We start from the raw sequence: 19,426 nt of genomic DNA on the forward strand, positions 1-19,426 counted from the left end.
TTCATGGTCTCCGACGCAGTCACCGCGCCCGTCGCCCGGGCGAGACGGCCCCGTACCGGCACCGCCTATCCCCGGTACGTGGCCGGCAAGGCGGGCGGGGCCGCCGTCTCGCTGCTGGCCGTCCTGGTCACCGGGTTCTTCCTGTTCCGGCTGATCCCGGGCGACCCGGTCAAGACCATGACGGGCGGCCGGCCGGTCTCCGCCGCTCAACTGGCCGAGTACCGCAAGGAGTTCGGGCTCGACCTGCCGATGTGGGAGCAGTTCACCGACTACTGCCGCAAGGCGCTCACCGGTGACCTGGGCACGTCGTACCAGTTCCGCGCCCCGGTCATCGACAAGATCACGGAGGCGCTGCCGAACACGCTGCTGCTGACGGGCACCGCCTTCGTGCTCTACACCGCGCTCGGCATGTTCCTCGGCACCCGCTCGGCCTGGCGGCACGGAAAGCTCGGCGACAAGCTCAACACCGGCCTGGCGCTCACCCTCTACTCCGTGCCGTCCTTCTGGCTCGGCCTGCTGATGATCATCGTGTTCGCCGTGGGCCTCGGCCCGATCCCCGGGCTGTTCCCGACCGGCGGCATGGAGTCGGGCGGCAAGGAGGGCTTCGCCTACGTCCTCGACGTCGCCCACCACCTGGTCCTGCCGGTCATCACCCTGGTCGCCGTCGAGTACGGCCAGACGCTCCTCGTCACCCGCTCCGCGCTGCTGGACGAGATGGGCAGCGACTACCTCACGACGGCCCGCGCCAAGGGGCTCAGGGACGACCTGGTGCGCCGCCGGCACGCCGTACCGAACGCGCTGCTGCCCACGGTCACCCTCGTCTTCGTCAACCTCGGCCGGACCGTCGCGGGCGTCATCCTGGTCGAGACGGTCTTCTCCTGGCCGGGCCTGGGCGGACTGTTCTACCAGGCGCTGAGCGTGCCCGACCTGCCACTCGTGCAGGGCCTGTTCCTCTTCTTCGCCTCGGCGGTGATCGTCATGAACACGCTGGCCGACCTGCTCTATCCGCTGCTCGACCCCCGGGTGGGCCGATGACCGCCGACGTGGCACCGGCGACCCCCGGCCGGCTCGCCCGGCAGCGCCGCCGCCTGTCCGCCGCCCGGTTCTGGCGCAGCTACCGCACCCACCGCGCCGGGCTGATCGGCCTGGCCGCGCTCGTCCTGTTCGCGCTGATGGCACTCACCGCGCCGCTGACCGTCGGGTCCGACGTGGCCGGCGTGACCGACGCCCCCGGCGCTCCGCTGCAGGCGCCGAGCCTCGACTTCCCGCTGGGCACCGACCGGTTCGGGCGCAGTGTGCTGGGGCTGGTGGTGTGGGGTTCACGGGTCTCGCTGCTGGTCGGGCTGCTCGCGGCCGTGCTGTCGGTGGTGATCGGCACGGTCGTCGGGGTCACCGCCGGGCACTTCAAGGGCGCGTACGCGACCGTGCTGATGCGGATCACGGACTGGTTCCTGGTGATGCCGGCGCTGGTACTGGCCATCGCGCTGGCCACCGTGATGTCCCGCTCCCTGGGCACGGTGATCCTCGCGATCGGCGTCACCTCCTGGCCGACGACGGCCCGGCTGGTGCGCGCCCAGACACTGGCGGTGGAGTCACGGCCGTACATCGAACGGGCGAAGGCGCTCGGCGGCGGGCACTGGCACATCATGAGCCGGCATGTGCTGCCCAACGTGATGCCGCTGGTGCTGGCGCAGACCACGCTGATGATCTCCTCGTCCGTCCTCGCCGAGGCGACGCTCGCCTTCCTCGGGCTCGGCGATCCCACGGTGATCTCGTGGGGCGGGCTGCTGCAGGACGCGCGCGAGGCGGGCGCGGTCAGCGCCGGCGACTGGTGGTACCTGGTACCGCCGGGCATCGCGATCGCGCTGGTGGCGCTGGCGTTCACGCTGTGCGGGCGGGCGGTGGAGTCCGTGCTCAATCCCAGGCTGGGGGTGACCCGTTGACGCTGCTGGAGGTCCGGGGTCTGACCGTGACGTATCCGGGCGGGGCCGAGGCCGTACGGGGGGTGGACCTGTCGCTGGAGGCGGGCCGCAAGCTCGGGGTCGCCGGTGAGTCGGGCTGCGGCAAGTCCACGCTGGCGCTGGCCCTGCTGCGGCTGCTGCCGGCCGGCACGAAGGTGGGCGGTCAGGTCCTGCTCGACGGCGAGGACGTCCTGACGATGCGGTGGGGGCGGGTGCGCGCGGTGCGCTGGGCGGGCGCCTCGATCGTGTTCCAGGGGGCCATGCACTCGCTCAACCCCGTGCACCGCGTAGGCGACCAGATCGCCGAGCCGATCCTGCTGCACGGCGACGCGACCCCGCCGGCGGCGAAGCGGCGGGCCGGTGAGCTGCTGGAGCAGGTGGGTCTGCCGGCCGCGCGGGCGAGGGCGTATCCGCACGAGCTCTCCGGCGGCCAGCGGCAGCGCGTCATGATCGCCATGGCGCTGGCCTGCGACCCGCGGCTGGTCGTCGCCGACGAGCCGACCACCGCCCTGGACGTGATGATCCAGGCGCAGATCCTCCGGCTCATCGAACAGCTCGTGTCCGAGCAGGAGCTGGGCCTGATCATGATCAGCCATGATCTGGCGGTCCTCGCCGACACCTGCGACCGGCTGGCCGTGATGTACGCGGGCCGGGTGGTCGAGGAGGGCCCCGCGCGGGCGGTGTACGAGGACGCGCTGCACCCGTACGGCAAGGCTCTGTCGTCGGCGTTTCCGCGCATCGGCGACCCGGCGTCCCGGTTCGCCCCGCGCGGGCTGGCCGGTGACCCGCCGGACCCGGCGGACCTGCCGTCCGGCTGCACGTTCCACCCGCGTTGTCCGGTCGCCCTGGACGAGTGCGCGGTGCTGGACCAGCCGCTGAGGGAGGCCGGGCCCGGCCGCCGGGCGGCCTGTGTGCACGTCGGGGCGACGGTTCCGCCGCCGGCCGGCCCGGCGGAGGACGTGAGGAGCACGACATGACGACTTCGGCGCCCCTGCTGAGCGCGCGGGACCTGCACGTGACCTTCCCCGGCCGGCACGGCGCCGCGCCGGCCCGGGCGGTGGACGGCGTGGAACTGGACATCGGCGCCGGGGAGATCGTGGCGCTGGTCGGCGAGTCGGGCTGCGGCAAGACGACGCTGGCGCGCTCGCTGCTCGGGCTGGTCGAGCCGTCCTCGGGGAGCGTGCGCTTCGACGGGAAGCCGCTGGAGTACTCGTCCCGGGCGCTGAAGGCCTACCGGCGACGCGTCCAGCTGGTGCTGCAGGACCCCAGCGGCTCGCTGAACCCGCGGCACACGGTGTACGAGGCGGTGGCCGAGGGCCTGCGCATCCACCGGCACCCGGGCGACGAACGGGCGGCGGTCGCCGAGGCCCTCGCCCGCGCGGGACTCCGCCCACCCGAACGGTTCTTCCTGCGCTACCCGCACGAGCTGTCCGGGGGTCAGCGCCAACGGGTCGTCATCGCGGGCGCGTTGGTCCTGCAGCCCGAACTCATCGTCGCCGACGAGCCGGTGGCCTCGCTGGACGCCTCCGTGCGCGGTGAGATCCTCGCCCTGCTGCTGCGTCTGCGCACCGAACTGGGTCTGTCCGCGCTGGTGGTGACGCACGACCTGGGGCTGGCGTGGAACGTCGCCGACCGGGTGGCGGTGATGTATCTGGGGCGGATCGTGGAGACGGGCACGGTGGAGCAGGTCCTGACGGCGCCCCGGCACCCGTACACCCAGGCCCTGCTGTCGGTCCTCCCGGAGGCGCCCGGCGACCCGGTGGTCCTGACCGGCGAACCCCCCGACCCCTCGCGCATCCCCTCCGGCTGCCGCTTCCACGCCCGCTGCCAGATCCTGGCGACCGGCGAGGCGGACCGCGCCGGAGTGGCGGACGCATGCCGCACCCGCGACCTGGACATCCTGACCGGCACGGACGAGACCCAGGTGGCCTGCCACTGGGCCCACGCCCGGGTGACTACTTAAACTCGCCGGCCATACTGTGTCAGTAGACGAGTTCCTGTGCCCTCCGCCGACGGCACCCGGACCCGTCTTACCCCAGCCTGCACAATCCCCGCCACCGCTGTCGACGAAAGCCGAGCGGGGCCACCGCCTCCGACTGGGGCATGGCCGCTGAGATGGCCCTCGCCCTGTAGTGCGGGTTCAGGAGGACCCCCTGAACTCAACGGCGTCCGACATCGCTTCGAACTGCCCCAGGCCTGGGAGCCAGAGGACTAGGACGCCGGGTGCCGGGGGCCGAGAAGACGCCCCAGCTATGTTCTCCGCGCCATCACTCAGGTGCCGGAAGCCGTAAGATGGCGCAATCTGATCGGCCCGGATGATCACGGCGCCCACAGCCCGCTGGATCCACGAAAGACATTGTCAGCTGCAGCGCCTGATGCCAGCAAGACGAGAATCTCAACAGGACCAGCCAGCTCAAACTTCAGTTATCCAGAGCATAGGCATTCGCTTGGATACCAAAAAGCTCCGCGAACAAACCGCCTTTTGTGAGGAGCTCATCAGGCGAACCGGATTCGACCACGCGACCCTCCTTGAGAACATAAACAAGGTCGGCGGCTCTTACAGAAGCCATCCGGTGAGTTACGAGTACCACCGTTTGATCTTCTCGTTTTCGCTTTAGGATCTTCTCGAAAACCTCCGCTTCGGCGCGCGCATCCAAGGAACTTGTGGGCTCGTCCACAATCAGGACGGGAGCATCGCGATAGCGGGCGCGCGCGATACCTAGTCGTTGCCATTGCCCCCCGGAGATGTCGAATCCGCCATGGTATTCACGAGCCAACAGAGTGCCCCAACCAGATGGCAGCTGTTCGATGACTTTATCGACGCCAGAGTGAGCCGCCGCTTCTTGCAGCCTCACATGGTCTACCCCCTCATCGGAACGCGAGATCATCACGTTCGCCTGTGCCGTGAAAGGCCAACGCTTAAAATCCTGCCCCACCATTGCAACGCGCGATTGAAGATCTCTGCGATCCGCTTGGGAGGCATCAACGTCGCCCCAACAAACCCGCCCCAAGTCGGACTTATACAATCCAGCCAATAGCTTGACCAGCGTCGTCTTTCCTGATCCATTTTCGCCCACAAGAGCGACTACATTACCCTTCGGAATCACTAGATCCACATCCCGGAGCGCAGGTCGATCCGAACTCGGGTAACTAAATTCTACCTTCTCGAAAATTATCTCATCGATATCTTTTCCCAGCTTCTGACCGCTGGGAGGTACGGCTCGAGATTCCGCTTCTTCGCACAGCCGCCCAAGGTCAGCTACGTAGAGCGCATCCTCATAAAGGGAGTTGGCCTGTATCATCACGGAGCTGAAGTTTGCCGTGCCCATTCTAACGGCAATGATGACTGTCCCGACCGTGGCCAGCTTCATCACGTCACAGACAACAAGAGCCCCCAGGATCGAATATGCGAAAACCCACACTAGGCCGGTTACGAGGGCAGCGAACATCTGTGTCCGAGCAGCCGCCTTGGCCAGTCGGGTTTGCTCCTCTTCAGACGAGCGCGCCAATTCTCCATACTGTTCCAGCAAAAATTCCCCGGCCCCATGTACCCGAATCTCGGGAGCAGAGTCCCGCTCAATCAGCAGAGCACTCAGCAATTTCGCCGCCCGAGCATGCTCGATCCAAGTGTGAGCAGAGAGGTAGCGCGCTTGCGCGTTCCTCAACGCGCTCCAAGAACGAGGCACAGCGACCAACACCAGAAGGGGAAGAAGAAAAGGGTTGACGCTAAACAAGATCACGGAAGTGGACAGAAAGGTGATCAGTGCGTTCGCTATGGCTCCACAGTAGAGGAGGACACGGCGTGCGCTCGTGGCTCCGTGCTGAGCCGAGTCCAGAAGCCGGTGAAACTTCGGATCCTCAATGGACGCCAGCTCAACTCTGATAGCCCGCTCCAGGTAACGCTGGGTCGCTACACGTTCAATTTTAGGCTCAAGACGGCCCAAATGAGCTTGAGACATTGCTGATGCCAGCGACCGTAGCCCTCCGGCCAGAACCACACTGATGAGGAAAGGTAGGGCGTTTCGAACCGCAGCGAGATCGATATCCGGAGCCAGAAGAGTCAATATTGTCTTATTGGCCGCGGCTAGCATGATGGCCATAGCAATACCCTGAAATATTTCCAACACAGCGACTCGCCGTAGCGCACTGCGATCGGCCTGATATGCCATACGCAACACTTGACGAACAATCGCAGGGAGCATCTTCCCTGCTTGCCACAGAGAGTGCTTCAACAGTGCACCTTCGTAGCGGTTAAAACCCAAGTCGTATCTCAGCTTACCGCCAAACAGGAAACCTTCCGCTGACGAGTCATCTTCCCCTGGGGCCCGAAGCCGCTGTGCCATGTACTCTCCTGACTCCTAGCTCAAGAGGCAATCCGGGGACTACGTGCAATGCTTCGCCCGCTAGATTGTGACGTTTGCCAACGCTGTAGCAATGCCTGCTTGCCAGGAAAATGGAAGTCGCGCGCGGTTCCAATGAAATACGATAAGAAACGCTGCAGCCTGCCTAGGTCCCAAAACAGCGGAATCGCTTTGGAAGTACTCCCGATTCCACTGCACCCATTCGGCTTTCGCGCGATCTTCAAATGAGGAGCACCTCCCGCCCATGGCCGCGGTTATCGAAGATAGGTGTTCCGGGTTACTCCACATCAAGCCAATCCTGTGCGAGATCTCTGCCCACCCCGAAGGTTGATCTCCATCAAACTTCCTGCCTGCCTGCCAGCCCAAACGGTCCCAGACATCACGATCCTCAACGTCTGCGATCTCCATAACTGAAAAAAGGGATCGAATCAGTCGGAGTGAAAGGGCCCAAGCAGGCGCCTGCCGTTGTTTTCCCCAATAGTCAACCCATACCAAGGAATCAGCCGTGAACATTCCATGCACGCCGGCCATGGATTCCGCACCACCAAACAGTTTGTACTCAGGCTCATACACAGCCGGGTGGTGTTGAAGCGCCAGACCATCTCGAGTAATCCCGGAGCACAGTTCGCGGAGTGCCTCTCGCACCCTGATGCGGGACTGAGCGGGAGACTCAAACCTAATGCGCACACCCGGAGGCTTATGGATGAAATGGAAGTTGCGAGCGCTCCTCTCCTCAAGCAATTCTTGAGCCAAACTATTCAGCCGGACATATATCTCCCGAGGGACAAATCCTTCCACATTCAATCGGCGCTCAATCCAAGAGGACTTGAGTTCCTTTTCCTCGAGAGCAGAAATGCCGGCCCGGATAAATCTGTCGGCGGCCTCGTCCAAACGGGAGGAGTCGGAGGTAATACTTCCGGACTCAAGATATTCTGTCACCATACGCAAGAAGCTCAACGTATTAATTGTGCTTCCCTGAACGGAAATAGGCGAGGATGCAAGGGGATGTGGACTCACAGCTTCCTTTCCGAGGTCTACTGCATCAGAAACGCTATGTCCCACGGAATTGAATCCTCCCGTTCTGCGTAAGACTGAAGGGCGAGGCCGAGGCCTGCGATACCCTCGAGAATTCCGGCCGGATGATTCCCAGGAGAGATGTCCATCATTCCCACCTCGAAGCGGGGGGGCAGCCCCTCGGCGAAAATGTCGAAGATTTTTTCGGCGATAGTGTCGATCATCCTACCAACTTGATCACCGTCTCGGCCGTCCGTGAAGTATCGTAGTATGTGCATTATCCCAGCCCAGCCATGACACATTGACCAATGGTCAACCATCCATTTCCCCATGGGGAGCGCACAGAGGGCGCTCACTGAAGAATGGGCAGTGTGCAGCCAATCGTCCCTACCGTGTGCTTGCCCGGCAAGCTGCAGAGCTCGTGAAACGCCAGGAGCTCCATAGCACCACGAAACCCTGCTGCGTGAACGTCTCATGGACGGGCTATCGAACTCCTCCAAAGTTATGGTATTTGGCCAAAAGACCCCATATTCGTCGATTCCTTGAAATCGCTCAAGTAGTTCAACAATCCCAGTAATAGCCAAATCCTGCCCAGGAACCGTAACCTGATGCAGGGAGGCGATGGACAAGACGGCTAGTGGTCCAGCTATGCCATGTGCCAATCCCAGATTCAGATGCCCACCCTCCGACGCATGCGTGCGGGTCTTTGGTTGCCAGTTCGGCGGAGTCGTCGACCAGAAACGCGGAACCTTGCAATTGAAATGATCGGCAGGCATCAACATCTCACACAAACACGTGAGAACACGCTCCAGGGCTTGCCCTTGAGGATCACGCATAAGAAGATAACGAGCAACACCAGCCAGCCCATTCAATACGTCAAATCTCGCCATTGACCCAAGGGCTATCGAATCGACGTGCCGGCATAGAGCTTCTGCGCTCCTTGTTGCTTCCGCGTCGAGCTGCGCAAGGGCGCCGGTGTATCCTCCACCTGCAGTCTGCGCCATGGATAGCGCGAAACCTAGCCCACACGCATCATAGTGCAGACCCATAACCTGACGGTCACGCAGTTTCAGGTTTTCCGCTGCTTGTTTGAGATACCAATGAGCTGTCGCCCTGTCCTTCTTATTCCCTTGGTGCAGGCGAGCCGCATAAACTATCGAGAGGCCCGGGAAACCGCTGGCAAGCGAAGCTCGGACTACCGGATCAGGATTTTTTGATGGGGCAAGATTTTCTGGGTTGCTCAAATACACGGAAATTTGATCGGATATTCGTTTCGCAACGTCCTGGCGCCAGGAGGTTTCGCCGCTCATGAGTCGCCCCTCAGAGAGGAGCGGATAATGCCGTGCCGAGCGCGACCCTGATACATGCGCGAAATATGATACAAGCGCGCCAAACTACGCTTCTCCCGATCAGGGCTGATACCGATGAACCGGTTGTGGTGCAGATGCAGGAAGGAACCAATAGCTTCGTCACGCCATGTCCACCCGGCCAACTGAGTCAGTTCGGGACGGAGCTTTTCTCCCACTTCACGGGCAGCAGCTGCCAGTTTCTGGGCCGAAATCAGTGCCGAATCGGGCAAGATTTGAGCCAGGTTCTTGAGGGTCATACCGGGCTCAACAATGCGCCCCGCCTGCTGAATCTCTCCGCGAGGCGCTTGATTATCTTGCCCCGTCTGTCGAAAATGCTCCGCAACCCACTCGCACCAATCCCAGTCGCCAAGTGCGTCCAAGATTATTCCGTAACTGGCCAGTTCGATCTGGTCGTTTTCAAAGTCATTCCCGCCATTGCCAAGCCGCAATAGGTTGATCACCCATTCACTGTCGGCATGGAACAGCCGCTCCGCCAGATCCACCCCCTCGACTCCTCCAAAGCGAGAAAACTCCGGCTCGTAAGCACAGAGCCTAAAGTCAGAAATATATCCGTCCTCTCGGAGTGATGCGCAAATTTGCAGAATCCTGCTCCATACTTCTGCAGGCATAGATGGTTCATTGCTCCGGAGCCGGAGGCGTATATGATGCCGAGGCTTATTGTAGCGAATGAAGAACCAGCGGTCGATTCCATCCCAGACTTCCTGCAAAATTTCCGGCAAACGTTTCTTGATCAGATCATTGTGGATCTCAGGTATGCAATCGAGCTCAAGATACGCCCAGGCGCTTCCAGGAGGATATGAGGACTTTTCGGATCTCTCGATATCTGCCTTATCCAGTCGCCGAGATTTCTGTCTGGGAGGTTTCCTAGGAAGAAGCGGAACCGTGAATTCATTGCAGGTATTTTGCAACCATCCATAGTCTTTGCCTACAGCACCTGGAACTTCGGTAACGAGCCTGTTTCCTTGCGCTACTTCCCTACGAAATATTTCACGGTGGAGAACGTTGTTCAAATTTATTTCACAGTATTGATCCTGATTCATGACCCGAACTCGAGCGTCAACATTCAAGCGCTTACGCCACTCGGCAACTGCTGCGTCCCAGCCAATTTGTTGGGGCGACGCTGTTTGCAGTTCGGCACTCACCTTCCATGTCAGTGGAGCGATGATGCTGCTTCCGAATCGAACACGAGGAAGACAGGGAAGCGATGACATCTCTCCCCACTCCCAGGGCTGCCAGACCCTGGTTTCATTGGCGTAGCGCAGCTCTGCAAGAAACCTTACAAGGTTGGGTGCCGCAGTGGACAGAGAGAGTGTATGAGGAATGACCGGGATAACCTCCTGGCCAGTGGACTCCCAGTACAAGTGCAATGCGTCGCCATCCGCTGCCACAATGAGATCACGCCAATCAATGACGCCGTGCTCACTGTCTTCGTGGAAGACTCCCACAGGTATGCTGTAGTCGACCAAGCGTCTTCCTTGAACCACATTCATGGCTCGCGGCAATATTGGAGCAAAGTCAACTTGAGCCACAATTGCATCGACACTATTTGTAGACAGAAGTTGACCAAGCTGGGCGGAATTGCCTATGACATCGGAAAATCGACCTGCCATAGCTCCCGCAGTAAGCGAACCACCTGTGGGCGTAACCCACAGACAAAAATCATTTTCATCGACCGCACCTAGAGTATCGGCCAATAGCTGAAAGCATATCTCGACTGCCTGGGAAGGGAGCGACGACCCCAGGCGGCTATTCAAGCGATTCACATCGGCATCCGTTAGGACAACCTCACGATTTCCTGAAGAAAGTCCTCTGTACGCCAATGATCCGAGTGTTTTTGCTCGCGCATCTATTGAGGGGCTTTTATGGTTCCCGGCAATTCCGAAAGAGGTGGTACTGGCTGGGTTTAGATAGCCCTCCGGGTACCCGAGTCCGATGTGAGGATTGATAAGGTCTTTCAGTCGCACTACACCGTGCGGTCCATATTTTTCAAAGAATGCGATACGATATCGGTGCATATGAGTGTAGGCCGTGCCGTCCGGTGAAATCCTCCAGATGGTCGTGGCCAGGTTCTCGACCTCGTTGATCACATGTTGAGGCAAAGTGACTGACACATCAGCACGTACATCGACCTGAGGGCTCACATCCGCACCGTCTCCGTCATGTATACGCGCAACAGTCGCTCGCAAGCGAGACCAGGCATCTTTGCCTCGGCCCATTCGTGTGCCGGCGTAGGCCTGAATGGACTGTCGCAGCTCCTTGAGAGCTACCGCCTCTGATGCCTCAGAGGGAATTATTTTCTCCATTTCGGCGAGAGACGTCTCATCCAATGCGGTGATAGATATTTTACTCAGGAGTACATCATTGGCAAGAAGGTTTTCGAGAAAGGTGTCGAGTTTCTGCTCGGGAACATGTATGAAACGAGCTTTTGCTTCTGACAGCAAATTTGAATAACGCATAGGTTTATGTGCACGCCCGCAAATCCATTGCAGGAGAGGCGTCAGTCTCATCGAGGTCTCTCGACTGAGCATCTGGCCCTCTGTAGCGTTGTTTTCTCGCCTAATCCGTACGTGAGGAACGACAAGTCGGTCCCCACGCACCATGCAGAGGTTGTTCAACACAACCTCCAGCGTGGGCTTCAAGTTGGGACTGGAAATCCACTCACGCGACAAGCTGTCGTACCAGCCGGAGTCCAAACGGACGATCTTTTTTGCATGATCACCGATCGTGGAACATGCCGTCGTGCCGATCTGGGCTGCTGTCACCCCGGCGTACAATCCGAAGGGGGTCGAACGGCTACTCATTCGAATCGCATAGCGTGTGATTGAAGTGGCAGTACTTAGGAGTCTCTTCCGCCTCGTTTCATCGCCGGAAATGACCTTCTCCAGCGTTCTCAACAGGACTGGGCTGGAAACAGCAACAGCTTCTACAAGTTCAGGGAATTCTGCCATGGTCCGGATGTAATCCGCCAACTCTGCATCGGTTGGCAGGGAATCATCACGTAGGCCAGCAAAAACTTCGCCGAATGTATCACGCTGCAGCGTGGCGACTCGCAACGTAATCGGATTCACGGCTTTGTAGACGCTCTGTTGCTCCATAGCCCTGTTCTCTCTGGTACACGAAGAAAGCCGGGTGGGATACTCTTAGTTAATCCCACCCGGCAATGGATCAGCAGCAGGGAGGGTTGCATCCCCTGGTGAGCTGACACGAGGTCATCGTTCCAGTTCCGGGGTCACAGGTGAGGTGAGTGGCCATCATCGGCCGCAGCTGGGTCATTGCGTCGCCAGTCAACGTGGTCCGGATGTCGAGGTCCAGATCCGCGAGATCCGCGTCCATCTCTTCTTCAATGAAAATCGGAGTGCCCATGTGAATTCCTCCAATCGGACCAAAGTCCCTCGACAGAGACGTCGAATGACTTCAGTGACGGAACGATCTGATGCATCGAAAAGGCTTCCCTTGCGTTCGACTCACCATAATTCGATGAATAAAACACTCACCGGAGATCCCCGGAGAAATTTCGAGAAGCACTTACCTAGCAGTTCGATCTTTCCATGCTTCACAACACAACGAAAGATCATTCTGAATGTTGTCTCCTTTCGTTCTCCCTAGTGGCCGAAAATAGTCCCGCTGATGTTTATGGCCGTAAGGAAAGAAATGAGGGTGGTCGGTCACCATGCGCATCGGCGGTGACCGACCACCCTCGCGGGACCCGTGAGACCCTGGAATGGAGGCAGTGTCGTATTAGTTGGCGCCCACGACGTCCTTCTCCTCGGCGAAGTGGCATGCCGACTCGTGGGCCGCAGGCGAGTCCGTGTCCTTGAAGCGCTCCGGGATCGCGAGAAGCGGGACCTCCTCGGCGCACTTGTCCTTGGCCTTCCAACACCTGGTGCGGAAGCGGCAGCCGGACGGGGGGTTCGCCGGGGAGGGCACGTCGCCGGTCAGGATGATCCGCTCGCGCTGCTCGCGGTCCTGCGGGTCGGGCACCGGCACAGCCGACAGCAGCGCCTGGGTGTAGGGGTGCGTCGGGTGCTCGTAGATCTGCTCGTCGGTGCCGACTTCGGCCATCTTGCCCAGGTACATCACACCCACCCGGTCCGAGATGTGCCGGACGATCGACAGGTCGTGCGCGATGAAGATGTAGGAGAGGTTGAACTCGTCCTGCAGTCGCTCCATCAGGTTGATGACCTGCGCCTGCACCGACACATCCAGGGCCGAGACCGGCTCGTCGCAGATGATGACCTCGGGGTTGAGCGCGAGGCCTCGGGCGATGCCGATGCGCTGGCGCTGACCGCCCGAGAACTGGTGTGGGTACCGGTTGATGTACTCCGGGTTCAGACCGACGACGTCCAGCAGCTCCTGCACCTTGCGGCGCCGGTCGCCCTTCGGGGCCACCTCGGGGTGGATGTCGAAGGGCTCGCCGATGATGTCGCCCACCGTCATACGGGGGTTGAGCGAGGTGTAGGGGTCCTGGAAGATCATCTGGATGTTGCGGCGTACGGCCTTGAGGGCCTTGCCGGACAGCCGGGTGATGTCCTGGCCCTTGTAGAAGATCTCGCCGGCTGTTGCCCGCTCCAGGTTCATCAGGAGCTTGGCCACCGTCGACTTACCACACCCGGACTCGCCCACGATGCCCAGGGTCTCACCCTGGTACAGGTCGAAGGAGACACCGTCGACCGCTTTGACGGCGCCGACCTGACGCTTGAGGACGATGCCACGCGTCAGCGGAAAGTGCTTGACCAGGTTACGCACCTGAAGGATGGGTTCGCCCTGCCCCACCTTCGCGTCGAGGGCGGCCACCGCCTCGTCTTCGCTGCTCACATCAGCGACCTGGACGTCGGAGACGTTCGGCATCGCGTCCTCCGGCTTGCCGGTCGTGGTCGACTCAGCCATGGATCGTCTCCTTCCAGAAGTGGCACGCGCTCGCGCGACCAGGCAGTTCCCTGCCGTCCGACTCGGTCACCGGGACCAGCGCCGGGCGGTCGGTGCGACAGATGTCCTGCGCCTTCTCGCAGCGGGGGTTGAAGGCGCAACCGGCCGGTACCTTCAGCAGGTTCGGCGGCAGCCCCTTGATCGCGTACAGATCCTGGCCCTTCTGGTCGAGGCGCGGGATCGAGTCCAGCAGACCGCGGGTGTAGGGGTGCGCGGGGCGCTTGTACAGCTCGTGCACCGGGGCGGTCTCCACGATCCGGCCCGCGTACATCACGGCGATCTTGTCGGCCACGTCCGCCACGACGCCGAGGTCGTGGGTGATCAGGATCAGGCCCATCTGATACTCGCGCTGCAACTCCGCGAGCAGGTCCATCACCTGGGCCTGGACCGTCACGTCGAGGGCCGTGGTCGGCTCGTCGGCGATGATCAGGTCCGGCTCCAGGGCGAGCGCCATGGCGATCATGATGCGCTGGCGCATACCGCCCGAGAACTGGTGCGGGTAGTCGTTCACCCGGGCCGCGGCGGCCGGGATCTTCACCTTGTCCATCAGCTCCACGGCCTTGGCCTTGGCCGCCTTGCGGGACATGCCCTGATGGACGCGGAACATCTCGCCGAGCTGATAGCCCACGCTCAGCACGGGATTGAGCGCGGACAGAGCGTCCTGGAAGATCATCGCGATCCGCGCACCACGCAGCTTACGCCGCTCCTCGTTGGACATGGTGAGCATGTCCTTGCCGTAGAAGCGAATCTCTCCCTTGGGGATACGGGCCGGCGGCATGTCCAGGATCCCCATGATCGCCTGTGCGGTCACGGACTTGCCGGAGCCGGACTCACCGAGCACGGCGAGAGTCTCGCCGGAGTTGACGGAGTAGTTGACGCCGTTGACGGCTCGGACGACGCCCTCTCGGGTCTGGAACTCCACGTGCAGGTCCCGCACTTCGAGGAGCGGGCCGGTGCGCTCGGGGTCGCCGGGGCGCGGAGCCGGGATGGCGTCCGTCGGGTCGATGATGGTCACGTACGCCTCCCTCAGCGCATCTTGGGGTCGAAGGCGTCGCGGACCACGTCGCCGAGCACGATGAACGCCAGCACGGTGATGCTCAGGGCGCCTGCCGGGAACAGCAGCGCGTGCGGCGAGGTGAGGAACCTGTCCTGGGCGTCACTGATCATCAGGCCCCAGGAGATGTTCGGGGACTGGATACCGATGCCGAGGTAGGACAGGGCGGCCTCGGCGGAGATGTAGACGCCGAGGTTCATGGTGGTGATGACGATGACCGGGGCGAGCGTGTTCGGCAGGATGTGCCGGAACGCGATCCGGGACGAGTCGGCGCCCAACGCCCGGGCAGCGGTCACGTAGTCGTTGTACTTGTTGGCGATGACCTCGCCGCGCATGATCCGGAAGACCTGCGGCCAGCCGAGGATCGCCATGATGAACGACACGGTCCACACGTCGCCGCCGCCCCAGATGGACATGATCAGCAGACCGCCGATGATGAGCGGCAGAGCCGAGAAGACCTCGGTGACGCGGGAGAGGAGCATGTCCACCCAGCCGCCGACGAGACCGGACAGCATGCCCAGCAGAGCGCCGATGAGTGTGGTGACAAGGGTCGTCACCACACCGACGACGATCGAGTTGCGGGTGCCGTACACCGTGCGCGTATAGATGTCGCAGCCCTGCACGTCGAAGCCGAACAGGTGCCCGGAGGACGGCCCGTCCATGGAGTTCGTCAGCTGGCAGAAACCGTCCGAGTAGGGAGAGCGGCCCGTGAACAGGCTGGGCGCGATCGCCAGAGCGAGCAGGCACACGATGATGAAGGCGGACACCAGGAACATGGGCCGCTTGCGCAGGTCCGCCCAGCCGTCCTTGATCAGGCTCGCCTGACGGGCAGCCGCCTTCTCCTCGGCCTCGATCTCCTTGACGAGGATGTCCTCGTCGGTGGTCGGCCTCTCTATCGTCTTCTCACTCATAGCGAATCCTCGGGTCGAGCACGGCGTACATCAGGTCTACGAGGAGGTTGGCGAGCAGGTAGATCAGGACGAGCAGGGTCACCAGACCGACCACGACGGGCCGCTCGCGCAGATAGACCGACTGAGCCAACTGTCCACCGATACCGGGCAGGTTGAACACCCGCTCGGTGATGATGGCACCACCCATGAGAGCACCCAGGTCGAAACCGAGGAAGGTGACCACGGGAATCAGGGAGTTGCGCAGCGCGTGCACGCCGATGACCCGCCGCTGGGGCAGGCCCTTGGCGATCGCCGTACGGACGTAGTCCGCACGCACCGACTCGGTCATGCTCGTGCGCACCAAACGGGCGATGTACGCCATCGAAGTCGAGGCGAGCACGATGGCCGGGAGGATGTAGCTGTCCGGCCAGCCCTTCTCGATACCGGCGACGGGCGTGATCTTCAGGTTCACGCCGAACTCCAGCTGGAGCACGCTACCGAGGACGAAGACGGGGATCGAGATCAGCACGAGCGTCGAGATCAGCACGACGTTGTCGAGGAACTTGCCCTTCTTCAGGGCGGAGAAGATGCCCGCGACGATGCCGATCACGGCCTCGAGGGCGAAGGCGGTCAGGCCCAGCTTGAGGGTGATGGGGAACCGCTGCGAGACGATGTCGGAGATGGCACGCCCGTTGTACGTCTCACCGAGGTCACCGGTGAACACGCCGCTGATGTAGTGCCAGTACTGCAGATACAGCGGCTCATTGAGGTGATAGTGCGCGCGCAGGATCGCCGCGATGTTGGGGTCGGCGCGCTTGTCGCCGGCCAGAGCCTGGATCGGGTCGCCGGGCAGTGCGAAGACCAGGCAGAAGATGATGAACGTGACGCCTATGACCACAGGGATCACCTGCAGCAGGCGGCGCACGACGTATCGGCCCATCGGGTACTCCAGAGGGGTGCTCGACCCGGCCGTGGCCGAGGGGAAGGCACGGACGGACGGGAGACGGCAGCAGAGGTGAGCAGGGGAAGGCGAAACCTCCCCCTGCTCACCCCGTACCGTTCAGGACTGCTCAGAATCCGGTCAGCTGAGCTTGACCGTGTCCCACAGGATCTGGTGACCGGCCACCTTCATCGACTTGATCTTGTCGCTGAAGCCGGCGTTCATCGTGTAGAAGTACACCGGGATGTACGGCAGGTCCTTGAGCGCGACGTCGTCGGCCTGCTGGTAGATCTTGATGGCCTCCTCGTGCGTCGGGGCCTGGTCACCCTTGACGAGGAGCTTCTCGAAGTCCTGGTTGACGTAACCGGAGTAGTTGGAGCCGTTGGCGATGGCGTCCTTCGAGAAGACCGGACGGAGGTAGTCCTCCATGTCCGGGTAGTCCATGCTCCAGGCCATACGGAACGCGCCCTGGTACTTCTTGGCGTCCAGGTCGTTCAGGATGGTCTGGAACTGCTCGAACGGCTTGGCCTTCACCTTGATGCCGAGGGCCTGCTGGATCTGGTTCGACACGGCCTCGACCCACTCCTTGTGGCCGCCGTCCGCGTTGTAACCGATCTCCAGCGTGTTGCCCGGGAGGCCGCCGCTCTGCTTGTACAGCTCCTTGGCCTTGGCCGGGTTGTACGTGCAGGTGTCACCGCAGGCGCCCTTGCGGTAGCCGTCGATGATCGGGCTGATGTAGTCGTCCGCGGGCGTACGGGCACCGAGGAAGATCTTGTCCGCGATCGTCTTGCGGTCGATCGACATGGAGATGGCCTTGCGCAGGTCCGCGTTCTGGAAGGCCTTGTTGTACTTGATCGGGAAACCGATGTAACCGACGGCCGAGTCGGCCTCGTCGATGTAACGGCCCGGCAGGTCCTTGTGGTAGGTCGGCAGACCCGAGGTGGGGATCGTCAGCAGGCTGTCGAGGTTGCCGGCGACGAGGTCCTTGTAGGCGGTGTCAAGGTTCGAGTAGATCTTGAAGTTGACGCCCTTGACCTCGATCTTCGAGGCGTCCGGGTACTTGTCGTACTTCGTGGTGTCGATCTCTTCGTTGTGCTTGAAGTTGCCCTTCATCTTGAAGGGGCCGTTGCCGATCGGGGCCTCGCCGAAGCCCTTCGGGTCCTTGAAGAAGGCCTTGGGCAGCGGGACGAACGCCGTGAAGGACAACTGCGAGGGGAACGCGGAGAACGCGCCGGTGAGCGTGACCTGGAGGGTGTTGTCGTCGATGGCCTTCAGACCCGAGAGCTTGTCGGTCTTCGGCTTCTTGCCCTCGCCCGGGTTCAGGTCCGCGTAGCCCTGGATGTGGCTGAACAGTGGGTTGGTCTGCTGGGCGTTCGTCTGGTTGGCGCCGTAGTTCCAGGCGTCGATGAAGGACTCCGCGGTGACCTTCTCGCCGTTGTGGAAGGTGTAGCCGGGCTTCAGCTTGATCGTCCAGACCTTGTTGTCCTTGGACTCGATCGACTGCGCCATGGCGTTGACGACCTTGTTGTCGGCGTCAAGCTTGGTCAGGCCCGTGAAGAGGGCGTTGATGACCTGACCGCCCTCCGTCTCATAAGTGTTGGTGGGAACCAGGCTGTTCTGCGGTTCACCGATCTCCACCGAGACGACGCCGTTGCCCTTGCTCTTGCCCGAGCTGTTGTCGTCCCCGCCGCCGCCACACGCAGTGGCCCCCAGCGCCACAACCGCAGCTATCGCAACCCACTTGGCGCTCTTGGCACCACGCATGGGGCTCCTCCTCATGAGTCCATTGGTTCACCGCATGGAGGGACACATGACACGTCACCGTCACCGGTGCCTGAAACGGTCAGGTGTCCCCCGCGCTCGTGAGTCGGCGCCGCCTGCAGCGCGTGACCCGTTGATCCGAGCTCTACGCGCCTAACTATCTGCCATGCGCCATGACCGAACCACACCCACAAGGTCTCGGTTCGATCACACCTGACGCGTACATCTTCCAAAATCCGGACAAAGGGTTTGCCGAAAGATCCCTGCGAAACGGACTTGTTACACAACTATCGGGCAGAGACATCCGCTTATCGGACGCGAGAGACGCAAATTGAGTTGCACCGACAGGCGGACTGTGCATCGACGCCCCGAACTTGGCAAACCTCAACGGTGGTCGCACCCGAACGTGCGACCACAAGGCGACTTTATCGACACAGAGCCGAGGGGGATGCGCCCTAGGGGGTCACCCGCTCATTCGTAGGGAAAACCCTGCATGGTGATGTCCCGACACATAGCAACGTGCCCAAGGGCACACAGCAGGCATATGAGGAGCCTGCGGACGCAGAAACGATCGTGGGCGTGGGTCCAGCAATGTGCCGGACCCACGCCCACAGCGTCATCAACCGCCGTCAGCAGTAATCCCGCTTGACCACATAGGCGACGCTCTTCTTGCTGACGCTCTCACCGCAGCGCACAGCTCCGTCGACCATCGCAGCGAATGTCCTGGCCGTGCCGTGCGCCTGCTCGATCCACTTGGTGCCGCGGTCACACCGGTATCCGACCCAGTAGCCCGACGCCTTGTACCGGCCGACGTAGAAGAAGTACTGCCCCTTCTTCGTGAGCGTGTCGGTTACCGTGACGGTCTTGGTCGTGGTGGAACCCTTCGAATGGGTGTAACTACCCTCCACGTGCGCGTCCAGGCTGGCGAGCACCTTCGCCACGGACAGACCCGCCGTGCTGCCGCCACCCACGGTCCACCCCGACGAGAGGGTCTTGGTGTGGGTCAGCGTCTTCGTGATCCTGCGGCTGCCGCCCGAGTACTCCTTCTCGTAGCCCTTCACCTCGTGCGTGAGCACCCGGCTGTGATCCGTGCTCACCCACTTCACTGTGTGCGTCCCCGGGTCGCAGATCACCTCAGAGGCACCCGCC

The 19,426-nt window shown here is 61.9% G+C and carries 14 protein-coding genes; 4 read left to right on the forward strand and 10 right to left on the reverse strand.

Features of this window, described 5'->3' with window-relative positions; translation table 11 throughout:
* Positions 1-3 precede the first annotated feature (3 nt).
* The 4 genes from ACQF4J_RS17825 to ACQF4J_RS17840 are packed head-to-tail and all read left to right on the forward strand — an operon-like array spanning position 4 to position 3,924.
* The gene (locus ACQF4J_RS17825) at positions 4-1,035 is read left to right on the forward strand and encodes an ABC transporter permease (protein WP_351566416.1); all 1,032 of its coding nucleotides are present in this window, start codon (positions 4-6) and stop codon (positions 1,033-1,035) included.
* Positions 1,032-1,943 carry an ABC transporter permease gene (locus tag ACQF4J_RS17830; RefSeq protein ID WP_351566413.1) on the forward strand — a complete coding sequence of 304 codons (912 nt, stop codon included), beginning with the start codon at positions 1,032-1,034 and terminating at the stop codon, positions 1,941-1,943. Before ACQF4J_RS17825 ends, ACQF4J_RS17830 begins: the two co-directional genes overlap by 4 nt.
* Positions 1,940-2,938, forward strand: coding sequence for an ABC transporter ATP-binding protein (locus tag ACQF4J_RS17835; protein ID WP_427166100.1), 999 nt, complete (start codon positions 1,940-1,942; stop codon positions 2,936-2,938). Before ACQF4J_RS17830 ends, ACQF4J_RS17835 begins: the two co-directional genes overlap by 4 nt.
* A complete protein-coding gene (locus ACQF4J_RS17840) occupies positions 2,935-3,924 on the forward strand; it encodes an ABC transporter ATP-binding protein (RefSeq protein WP_351800703.1) in 990 nt (329 codons plus the stop codon). Before ACQF4J_RS17835 ends, ACQF4J_RS17840 begins: the two co-directional genes overlap by 4 nt.
* A gap of 457 nt (positions 3,925-4,381) precedes the next feature.
* Here the strand turns inward: ACQF4J_RS17840 and ACQF4J_RS17845 are convergent, their stop codons facing one another.
* From ACQF4J_RS17845 to ACQF4J_RS17890, 10 genes are all read right to left on the reverse strand, one after another.
* On the reverse strand, positions 4,382-6,304 hold the full coding sequence (locus ACQF4J_RS17845; protein ID WP_427166103.1) for an ABC transporter ATP-binding protein: 1,923 nt from the start codon (positions 6,302-6,304) through the stop codon (positions 4,382-4,384).
* A 60-nt stretch (positions 6,305-6,364) separates the two neighbouring features.
* Positions 6,365-7,279, reverse strand: a complete 915-nt coding sequence (locus ACQF4J_RS17850; RefSeq protein WP_427166104.1) for a thiopeptide-type bacteriocin biosynthesis protein — start codon at positions 7,277-7,279, stop codon at positions 6,365-6,367.
* Between the two features lie 77 nt (positions 7,280-7,356).
* Complete coding sequence (locus ACQF4J_RS17855) at positions 7,357-8,646, reverse strand: lanthionine synthetase C family protein (RefSeq protein ID WP_427166106.1); 1,290 nt, start codon at positions 8,644-8,646, stop codon at positions 7,357-7,359.
* Positions 8,643-11,801, reverse strand: a complete 3,159-nt coding sequence (locus tag ACQF4J_RS17860) for a lantibiotic dehydratase (RefSeq protein ID WP_427166107.1) — start codon at positions 11,799-11,801, stop codon at positions 8,643-8,645. Before ACQF4J_RS17860 ends, ACQF4J_RS17855 begins: the two co-directional genes overlap by 4 nt.
* Before the next feature lie 643 nt (positions 11,802-12,444).
* A complete protein-coding gene (locus ACQF4J_RS17865) occupies positions 12,445-13,593 on the reverse strand; it encodes an ABC transporter ATP-binding protein (RefSeq protein ID WP_427166109.1) in 1,149 nt (382 codons plus the stop codon).
* On the reverse strand, positions 13,586-14,647 hold the full coding sequence (locus tag ACQF4J_RS17870) for an ABC transporter ATP-binding protein (RefSeq protein WP_427166110.1): 1,062 nt from the start codon (positions 14,645-14,647) through the stop codon (positions 13,586-13,588). Before ACQF4J_RS17870 ends, ACQF4J_RS17865 begins: the two co-directional genes overlap by 8 nt.
* Positions 14,648-14,658: 11 nt before the next feature.
* On the reverse strand, positions 14,659-15,597 hold the full coding sequence (locus ACQF4J_RS17875) for an ABC transporter permease (protein WP_427166111.1): 939 nt from the start codon (positions 15,595-15,597) through the stop codon (positions 14,659-14,661).
* Complete coding sequence (locus ACQF4J_RS17880) at positions 15,590-16,516, reverse strand: ABC transporter permease (protein ID WP_427166113.1); 927 nt, start codon at positions 16,514-16,516, stop codon at positions 15,590-15,592. Before ACQF4J_RS17880 ends, ACQF4J_RS17875 begins: the two co-directional genes overlap by 8 nt.
* A gap of 141 nt (positions 16,517-16,657) precedes the next feature.
* Positions 16,658-18,280 carry a peptide ABC transporter substrate-binding protein gene (locus tag ACQF4J_RS17885; protein WP_427166115.1) on the reverse strand — a complete coding sequence of 541 codons (1,623 nt, stop codon included), beginning with the start codon at positions 18,278-18,280 and terminating at the stop codon, positions 16,658-16,660.
* A gap of 626 nt (positions 18,281-18,906) precedes the next feature.
* Positions 18,907-19,374 carry a hypothetical protein gene (locus ACQF4J_RS17890; protein WP_427166117.1) on the reverse strand — a complete coding sequence of 156 codons (468 nt, stop codon included), beginning with the start codon at positions 19,372-19,374 and terminating at the stop codon, positions 18,907-18,909.
* Positions 19,375-19,426: the final 52 nt, after the last annotated feature.

The sequence above is a fragment of the Streptomyces sp. C1-1 genome (assembly GCF_050214755.1).
Taxonomy (GTDB): Bacteria; Actinomycetota; Actinomycetes; order Streptomycetales; family Streptomycetaceae; genus Streptomyces.

Bases quoted from the DNA above. Each gene is read 5' to 3' on its own strand.
- ACQF4J_RS17885 (WP_427166115.1), bottom strand. From the start codon at position 18,280: ATGCGTGGTGCCAAGAGCGCCAAGTGGGTTGCGATAGCTGCGGTTGTG.
- ACQF4J_RS17860 (WP_427166107.1), bottom strand. From the start codon at position 11,801: ATGGAGCAACAGAGCGTCTACAAAGCCGTGAATCCGATTACGTTGCGA.
- ACQF4J_RS17855 (WP_427166106.1), bottom strand. From the start codon at position 8,646: ATGAGCGGCGAAACCTCCTGGCGCCAGGACGTTGCGAAACGAATATCC.
- ACQF4J_RS17845 (WP_427166103.1), bottom strand. From the start codon at position 6,304: ATGGCACAGCGGCTTCGGGCCCCAGGGGAAGATGACTCGTCAGCGGAA.
- ACQF4J_RS17865 (WP_427166109.1), bottom strand. From the start codon at position 13,593: ATGGCTGAGTCGACCACGACCGGCAAGCCGGAGGACGCGATGCCGAAC.
- ACQF4J_RS17880 (WP_427166113.1), bottom strand. From the start codon at position 16,516: ATGGGCCGATACGTCGTGCGCCGCCTGCTGCAGGTGATCCCTGTGGTC.
- ACQF4J_RS17830 (WP_351566413.1), top strand. From the start codon at position 1,032: ATGACCGCCGACGTGGCACCGGCGACCCCCGGCCGGCTCGCCCGGCAG.
- ACQF4J_RS17875 (WP_427166111.1), bottom strand. From the start codon at position 15,597: ATGAGTGAGAAGACGATAGAGAGGCCGACCACCGACGAGGACATCCTC.
- ACQF4J_RS17825 (WP_351566416.1), top strand. From the start codon at position 4: ATGGTCTCCGACGCAGTCACCGCGCCCGTCGCCCGGGCGAGACGGCCC.
- ACQF4J_RS17840 (WP_351800703.1), top strand. From the start codon at position 2,935: ATGACGACTTCGGCGCCCCTGCTGAGCGCGCGGGACCTGCACGTGACC.